General features: G+C 59.1%; 8 protein-coding genes and 1 pseudogene. 7 read left to right on the top strand and 2 right to left on the bottom strand.

Translation table 11 applies throughout. The annotated features are described in order from the left end of the window. The 7 genes and pseudogenes from IYY11_RS23525 to IYY11_RS00300 form a co-directional block, all read left to right on the top strand. A partial coding sequence (locus IYY11_RS23525) for a transposase (protein WP_409455201.1) occupies window positions 1-360 on the top strand: 360 nt, incomplete at its 5' end. A gap of 578 nt (window positions 361-938) precedes the next feature. Further along, a pseudogene (locus IYY11_RS00325) lies at window positions 939-1,070 on the top strand (IS5/IS1182 family transposase); the annotation flags it as partial. Between the two features lie 115 nt (window positions 1,071-1,185). Continuing rightward, window positions 1,186-2,394: an IS110 family transposase gene (locus IYY11_RS00320; protein ID WP_246719523.1), complete on the top strand. Its 1,209-nt coding sequence runs from the start codon at window positions 1,186-1,188 to the stop codon at window positions 2,392-2,394. A gap of 211 nt (window positions 2,395-2,605) precedes the next feature. Further along, on the top strand, window positions 2,606-2,893 hold the full coding sequence (locus IYY11_RS23520; protein WP_196402300.1) for a transposase: 288 nt from the start codon (window positions 2,606-2,608) through the stop codon (window positions 2,891-2,893). A 107-nt stretch (window positions 2,894-3,000) separates the two neighbouring features. Beyond that, on the top strand, window positions 3,001-3,261 hold the full coding sequence (locus IYY11_RS00310; RefSeq protein ID WP_196402299.1) for a hypothetical protein: 261 nt from the start codon (window positions 3,001-3,003) through the stop codon (window positions 3,259-3,261). 72 nt (window positions 3,262-3,333) lie between these two features. Beyond that, window positions 3,334-3,927, top strand: coding sequence for a C39 family peptidase (locus IYY11_RS00305; RefSeq protein WP_196402298.1), 594 nt, complete (start codon window positions 3,334-3,336; stop codon window positions 3,925-3,927). Continuing rightward, window positions 3,917-5,083: a hypothetical protein gene (locus tag IYY11_RS00300; RefSeq protein ID WP_196402297.1), complete on the top strand. Its 1,167-nt coding sequence runs from the start codon at window positions 3,917-3,919 to the stop codon at window positions 5,081-5,083. The genes IYY11_RS00305 and IYY11_RS00300 overlap by 11 nt, the downstream gene beginning before the upstream one ends. A gap of 764 nt (window positions 5,084-5,847) precedes the next feature. Here IYY11_RS00300 and IYY11_RS00295 read toward each other — a convergent pair. After that, the gene (locus IYY11_RS00295; protein ID WP_196402296.1) at window positions 5,848-7,014 is read right to left on the bottom strand and encodes an IS110 family transposase; all 1,167 of its coding nucleotides are present in this window, start codon (window positions 7,012-7,014) and stop codon (window positions 5,848-5,850) included. A 77-nt stretch (window positions 7,015-7,091) separates the two neighbouring features. Continuing rightward, a partial coding sequence (locus IYY11_RS00290; RefSeq protein WP_196402295.1) for an ISAs1 family transposase occupies window positions 7,092-7,676 on the bottom strand: 585 nt, incomplete at its 5' end.

Genomic DNA, 7,676 nt, shown 5'->3' with positions numbered 1-7,676 from the left:
GACGACGAGATCGCGTTCACCTACAAGGACTATCGGCGCAACGGGCGCCGGAAGATCATGCGGCTTAAGCCGGAGGAGTTCATGCGCCGCTTTCTGCTGCATGTCCTCCCCGGCGGCTTCCATCGCATTCGTCACTACGGCCTCCTGGCCAGGGGAGACCGCGCCGAAAGACTCGAACTCTGCCGCAAGCTCGCCGCCGCAAATCATCCTGTCGAAGAACCGACTGCCCCCGCCTGCGAGGACGCGCCCACCGCCAAAATCGGCGCCGCCTCGCTGTGTCCCGACTGCGGCGCGCTCATGCGCCGCATCCGCGTCACGCCGCCCTTCAGACCGCGCCCCTTTCACTGTGACACGTCATGAGTTCCGCAATCGCTTTCGCCCGCATCAGCCTTGGTCCTCTCGTTGCGCTTCACGCCGACGAGGCGAAGGCTCACGTCGCCAGCGCGACGAACGCCCCTCCACGGCGCCCTCCAGCCGGACAGCCCCGCACCGCGCGCCGCCAGGATCGAACGTCTTTGACCCATCGGGCCCTTACATCCGTTCGTGAGCGCACGACCGCCGCAACACCGCGCGCCAAAAAGCCTCAGCGTCTCGCGCTTTCCCCATAGCGGCTAACGACCCGTGCCTTCGTTCAATCCGGCTTATGTGAGGTCCGCATTCCCGCGAGCCGAAGCATTGCGCCGCGGACATCACATAACCCTCCAGATTCCCACGCGGAATCAGGCATGATTCATAGGACTCCGACTGAGTCGGAGACCGGAAGCCATGTCGACGCGGATGGACGAGGAAAGACTGGGCGCATACGCTCGCGGTGTTTCGAGCCTGCCTTCCGCGTCGCGGACGCATGGAAACGCTTCGACCGCTTGAGCAAGGCCGGCGTATTCGAGGCCTTTTTCGACACGCTCGCCTCCATGAGTTCGTCGGCGCATCTGATCCAGATGTTCGATTCAACCATCGTGCGCGCGCACGTATCGGCCGCAGGCGCCAAAGGGGGCAAGACGCCCAGGCGCTCGGGCGCTCGCGCGGCGGCTTCACCACGAAAATCCACGCCAAGTCGGACGCATCGGGTGACATCATCGCTTTCGATCTGACCGGCGGCGAAGCCGCCGACGCGCCGCATTTCGAAACGCTGCTCGACATCGGCCCGGATATTCAGCCGCGCGCCGCTATTTGTGACAAGATCCTATGAGCGCGCGTTGGCGGCGGGTTTACAGTTGGCCATCGCCGTTAGGCCGTGAACCAGGAGGATCTCGTCATGCATTCTCAATCTGGAACGCTCCGTTAAATCTCTCTCAAGCCACGCAAGTTCTTTATGTCGCCATCGAGCTGAGCAAGTCCGCGTGGGTTGTGGCTGTCCAAGATCGTGGAAAAAATCGGCCTTCGCTTCACAAGCTCGCAGCTGGGGATGTTGAGGACTTGCTTGCCGTCGCTGCAAGAGCGCAGGCGCAGCACGGAACGACCTCGATTACCTGCTGCTACGAGATCGGGTACGACGGTTTTTGGCTCGCTCGCCGACTCACGGCGCTCGGTTGGGAGGTCCGCATAGTGGAACCAGCCAGCCTTCAGGTCGATCGACGAGCGCGCCGCGCAAAAACCGATCGGATCGATGTCCTGGCGTTGATGCGTGGGCTCATCGCCTATGAAGGTGGAGATGCGAGAGTTTGGCGCACGGTGACATTGCCGACCGCGGAGGAAGAGGACCGCAAGCGCCAACATCGCGAACGACGCGTTCTGATCGAAGAGAAGGGGCGACACGTCAACCGGATAAAGGGAATGCTCGCGCAACAAGGCATTTACGACTTCGAGCCGGCGCTCGCCAACCGCTGGAAAATCCTTGAACAACTGCGCACCGGTGATCATAGAACTTTGCCCGCTTGTTTACGCCGCGCCATAGAACGGGAGTTGCATCGTCTCGAGTTCGTTCTCTCTCAGATCAAGGAAATCGAGTCCGAGCAGCGGCAGTGGATAGAGCGAGAGCCGGATAGACAGGCTCAAACAGTCGCACATCTCACCGAACTTCGCGGAATAGGGTGGCGTAGCGCGGCGGTCGTGGTGAATGAGGCCCTTTACCGAGGCTTTCACAATCGAAGGCAGCTAGCGGCCTTCGCCGGACTCGCCCCGAGCCCATTTATGAGCGGCGGTATGCGCCACGAGCAAGGGATCAACAAGACCAGCAACCCGGCCTTGCGGACAACGCTGGTCGAGTTGTCTTGGCTATGGTTGCGTTATCAGCCTCAAAGCTCACTCGCGCGCTGGTTCAAAGAGCGCAGTCAAGGCGGCAGCCCTCGGCTAAAGCGCATCATGATCGTCGCCTTGGCGCGAAAACTTCTTGTAGCGCTGTGGCGCTTCGCCAAAGAGGGACTTGTTCCCGAGGGGGCGCTTCTGAAGGCATAAAAGGACCGGCCCAGGGGGCCGCAGCGGTCAACGGTCGCCGTTCGTAGCCATGGCTGAAACAAGCCGTCGAACAAGGTTGGCGCCGTTGCTTGGAGCGTCGTCACGTGCATGACGGATTTAGGGTTCAGGGCTTACCTGACCGGATGTAAGGTGATGCGGACACGCCGCATTTTGAGAAAACGCTCCCGCGCCTGTCTCCCTAAGCCGCCTGTTGACAAGGGGGTGCTCATGTAAGGGCTACGCCAGCAAGGCCAACCGCGCGGCGGCAAGAGCGCGTGGCATCGCCCCGGTCATTCCGCACAAGGCCAATGAGAAAGACAGACCAAAGTTCCTCGCCAAGACGCTCTACAAAGCCCGCGCCCGCATCGAGCAGGGCATAGGACGCGTCAAACGCTTCAAGCGCGTCGCCCTACGCTGCGAAAAGACAGCCCGAAATTTTCGGTCAATCGTCAGTTTCGCCGCAGGCCTGTGCTTGATCAAATTCGTCCACACGTCCTAGCAATTCGTTAACTATTTTTGAGATGCGCTAGTTGCTTGGGCGTCGTTATTGTGAGCTAAGATAGGCGCCGGTTCGAGTTCAGATCGACCACGGTAAGGAGATCTCGAATGAAAACGTTTACTTTAGTTTGCGCCACCCTGATGCTCGGTGCTAGTGTTGCGGTTGCTAAGGATGCGAAGGCTCCGAACTCCGCCGATAAAAGGACTGCCGCGACCGCGATGTCGGATGCCGATCTTGATAAGGTCGTGGCTGGCGGAAATGCCTGGGGTACCACGGGCGACGCAAGGGGATTGCATCACGGCCTTAATAAGAATGGTGTCGGTCATGGCTACGGCGTTTGTGGTAGTACTGGTTGCATCCAGTTCTGATCCAGTCAGCGCATAGTCGAGTAAAAAAGGGGTAGCGTGCTACGCTATCCCTTTCCAGATGCTGATTAGCGGATGCTGAAAATGTTGATCTTGGGGCCAATCCAAGAAAGACTGACCCCCCCGATCATTTATGCAATTCTTCTTACATCGACTTGGGCTAAACTAGCCCTCGGTCAGGAAATTGACTATAGTAAACCCGTCCGCTCGCTTCTTGAAATCCGCTCCCAAGGCGTCGTGATGCAGAAGTGGGACATCAGCTGCGGTGCGGCTGCGCTCACGACTGTCATGACCTATGGGTTCAATGATCCGACGCCGGAACGCCTTGCCGCTAGATGGATGCTGGCGCATGGGAATCTGGAAAAGATCAAGTCACAGCATGGTTTCTCGCTTCTCGACCTGAAGAAATTTTCTGAGAGCCGCGGGTATGCCGCCAAGGGCATGAAAGATTTGACGCGAGACCAACTAGCAGAACTCCGCTATGCAATCGTTCCGGTCATCGAATATGGCGTGAACCCTCACTTTATTGTTGTTCGCGAGTCGCGCCCGGATGGAACGCTGGACATTGCCGATCCTGGCTTTGGCAATCGGACGATGGACATCGAGCAGTTTTCTGAGGTCTGGCAGGGCAAAGTGGCCTTTGTGCTGGAGCGAAAAAATGCTCCCTGACCGGCGCGCGTCGCGCCCATCTTCCTATTTTGCTCGATCGGTTCGCGGCATAATGGTGATGTTGAGTGCTTGCGCCTTGCTCTGTGTTAATTGCTCCGCCCGCGCCGAGACTGTCGAGCAATTAAAAAAACTGCTCGCTCAAAGAGACGCCGAACTGGCCAAGAAGGACGCGATCATCAAGGCGCTCGAAGCCAAAGTCAAAACGGCAAGCGCAAAAGAAAGCGCGAGCCCTTCCGCAAGTTCAAGACAACCTACAACCCAAACCGCCTTCACCCCGCCGCTCCCCCAGGGCTTCGCTCCACGCGACACTTCTGTGGATTCCCAGAGGCAGACGCTCAGCGAGATTGAGAACAATGACGACGAAGCAGGTCGAGCCTTGGAGCGCACCCTGGTTCGAGAAGGGGCGTCAATCCTCTCTCCCTACCAAATCCAATTCACGCCAACCGTAGCCGGCTCTTATTGGGACCCCGAGCGGCCGACAATCTATCGCAACAGCATCGGCGGATCGATCTCCGTGGCCATGGGCTTGCCTTGGGAGGCGCAGGTTCAGCTGTCTGCGCCATTCACTCGGTTACAGACAACGGCTGGCCACACGCAGACGTTGGGAGATATCAGTTTCGCCGTGTCAAAACAGCTGCTCAACGAGAATGAGACTTTACCAAACTTGCTTCTGACGGTTGGCGGCCTTTATCGGACTGGCGCACAGAGTATCACGCCCAACAACCCGACGATCTACGGCGGGTCCCGACCGTCGAGCGGCTATGGTGGAGCCTTTGCCCAACTGTCTGCGTCCAAGAGATTTGACCCGATAACGATATTCGCCAGCGTCTCAAGCTCTAAGGCGGCATCCCTGCAGCTGACTGACGGAAACAAGATTGAACCTGGAATCAATGTCGGCGGACGCTTTGGAGCGCTCTTTGCGCTCAGTCCGACAATGTCCTTGAACACTGCCTTTAATTTTTCTCGCGAAACGGACGTGCTCCGATACCACAACGGGTGGTGGGTGCAATCTGCTACCACTATCGCGGGGGATTTTTCGGTCGGCCTGAGCGCGGTTTTGACTCCCAAACTCATGCTGCAGGTAACGGGGACAACGAGGATCATGGGGCCGACGCCTAACTTCACAGTTTCTGTGGCGCTGCCGTATTATTTTTAAGGGTTGCCGGGTGGGCGCAAGGTAGAAAGGCCACGGAAGCGAACGCGCGACGCCTGACCCCGACTAGTTCTGCTAGAGTATCCGTTATGGTCAAGTCGCGTTATTGGTCCAAGGACGATCGTCTCGTAGAAGAGCGTTTGCGGCGGTCTCCGTGACCGTGCGGCCTTGTCAAAGGTGGCAAATTCGAAGATCCTGGCATTTGAAACGGGGTCCATCGGGCAAATCCCGGGTCAAGCCACGAGGACATGCAGACTGGAGTGTTCATGAAAGATGTCCTCGCCGAAACGGCACCGGATTTCTCACGCCGTGTACTGGAAAACATAGATTTCTGGCGTAAGTTGAATCCAAAGTGCACAATTAGTAACGACCCGTGGCCGCAAGGCATTGAACCGTATCAGATCTCGCCCGAGGAGATGGCAGATCACGCGACGAACATCCCAGGGCTGTTCAACGCTCACATGGGGAGGTTCAGGTCAAGGGGATCAGCTTCAGTAGCGCATGAATAAAACTCCGTTGGCTGTGTCGGTGTCCAAGGTCTGAGCCTGTTTCCGGGACCTGGTCGTTTCCCGGCCAGATCAAACTCACATTCGGTCGCCGTTCGTGGCGGCTGCACCAATATCCCGCTTGCGGCGGTCGGGGCTCAGGAAGACGAGACCATTCTCTAGAGCGGCTTTTCAAGCCATGCGTTGAAGCGGTTCGTCCACTTGGATCCGCCAGGACTGATCAGATCCTGGGAGATTTGAGGATTCGGGGTGCGTCCATCGTCAAGCGGCTTTCATCACGGCTCCCTCGATGACGACGCCGGCGGTCACATATTTCCAGAGCGCCACCAGCAGCTTGCGCGCCAACGCCACAATGGTTGTCTTTTTGAGCCGCCCGCCATTGCGACTGACCCGTTCTTTGAACCACAGAGCCAACGCCGATTGCGGCTGATGACGCAGCCATAGCCAAGGGAGTTGAATGAGGGTGGTTCGCAAGCGCGGGTTGCCGGCCTTGGAAACACCTTGCTCGCGATCGACTGATCCGCTTTGCCAGGGCGTCGGCGCCAAGCCCGCGTAAGCAGCGACCTGGCGGCGATTGTCGAAGTGTCGGAACAGTCCTTCCGACCAGAGGACGGCGGCGAACTCCAGACCGATGCCCTTGATGTCGAGCAACATCGTCGCCGGCGCTGGCGTCACGGCTTGTCGCGCGGCAAGCAGCGTGTCACGTTCGGCCTCCACCGCCTTGATCTGCTCGAGCAGCAGTTCGAGCCGATCGAGTTCACGGCTGATCTGGGCCTTGAGATGCGGCGGCAACGGACGGCCATCGCCCGTCTTCAACTCGTCGAGCCGTCGCCGTCGATCGCGACGCAGCGGCTCGTAACCAGATGCGCCCTGCGAGAACAGCAATCCCTTGATCCGGTTGACGTGCAGAATGCGCTCGTTGGTCAGCACCTTGCGCTCGCGGCAGAGACGGCGGCGGTCCTCGTCCTCGGGCGTCGGCGCCTTGACCATTGCGCACACGCGAGGTTCGCCCCGCTTGTGCGCCAGCAGCGCGCGAAGCAGAGCCTCGCCGTCGATCCTGTCGGTCTTCGCTCGCCGACGCCGTCTTGATGTCGCGATTGAGGCCGGATCGACGACATGGCTTTCAATCCCTTCATTCTCCAACGCACGATGAACCCAGAAGCCGTCCAGTCCCGCTTCTTGAATGACGATGATTGGGAACGATTTTCCAGATCGCGCCAACGCTTTCCGCCTGAGTTCCGAAAAGCGAGCCCGCAGCGCGCCGATGTCCCCGGCAGGCATGCCGTGCTTCGACATCTTCTCTCCGCCGCCCGGCGACAGTGACGTGATCAGCCAAGTAGAGCGACTGAGTTCCATTGAAACGAAAATCGCGCCAAGATCGCTGCGGATGGCGCTCGGCGTTTCGGTTCGATCAGCTATAACTCGCATGGTCGTCTCCAGAGTGGGTGTTAGCAACCGCACTCTGCCAGAGCGTCGGTCGCTATCCACCTCCCCATGGGATCTCTCTACAGGCCGCGGTATGAAAGGGTGACAGCGGGATCGAGTGCTCCGTTCCAAAGGGCTTGGGCGATGTTGGCGACGCCGTTTGCCCTGGCGATGTTGAGGGCTTGCGAACGCAGGCGCGCCATGATGCCTGGATTGACGCGGATGCGGCTGGCGTCTTCAGCAAGGGTCACGTCGCGAACCCAATGGTTCTCGTTCTCCACAGCCCAATGACCGCGGATGGCGCTCGCGAAGATTTCCGCGGGCAACATGACGGACGACGCATAAAACGCGGTTTCTTCCCGCCGTTTCCAGAGCCCTGTGGCGGCGGAACGGATCAATGTAAATCGCGTGACGCGCACGATTGCGGCGATCAACGGCGCCCATTCGTCGTCATCGAGGGCGGCGCCGGGAGCATAGACTTCGACACGCCGGTCTTCCTGGCGATTTCGCGTCAGATTGCGGCTGTCGTCGACGGCGATTGGAGCCGCCGTCGCGGCGATGTGCTCGCAGCGTTGCGACAAACCCGGCTGATTAGCTTTGACTTGAACGATCAGTTCATTGCCGGTCCCGCGTGCGATCTCGAAGGTTTTTTTGGCAGTGCATGG

Source organism: Methylocystis sp. H62 (assembly GCF_015709515.1).
Lineage (GTDB): Bacteria > Pseudomonadota > Alphaproteobacteria > Rhizobiales > Beijerinckiaceae > Methylocystis.
This window is presented reverse-complemented; position numbering and strand designations above follow the sequence as displayed.

Excerpts from the sequence above, each read along its gene's own strand:
- IYY11_RS00295 (WP_196402296.1), bottom strand. The coding sequence starts at position 7,014 with ATGCGAGTTATAGCTGATCGAACCGAAACGCCGAGCGCCATCCGCAGC.
- IYY11_RS00300 (WP_196402297.1), top strand. The coding sequence starts at position 3,917 with ATGCTCCCTGACCGGCGCGCGTCGCGCCCATCTTCCTATTTTGCTCGA.
- IYY11_RS00320 (WP_246719523.1), top strand. The coding sequence starts at position 1,186 with ATGAGCGCGCGTTGGCGGCGGGTTTACAGTTGGCCATCGCCGTTAGGC.
- IYY11_RS00305 (WP_196402298.1), top strand. The coding sequence starts at position 3,334 with ATGCTGAAAATGTTGATCTTGGGGCCAATCCAAGAAAGACTGACCCCC.
- IYY11_RS00310 (WP_196402299.1), top strand. The coding sequence starts at position 3,001 with ATGAAAACGTTTACTTTAGTTTGCGCCACCCTGATGCTCGGTGCTAGT.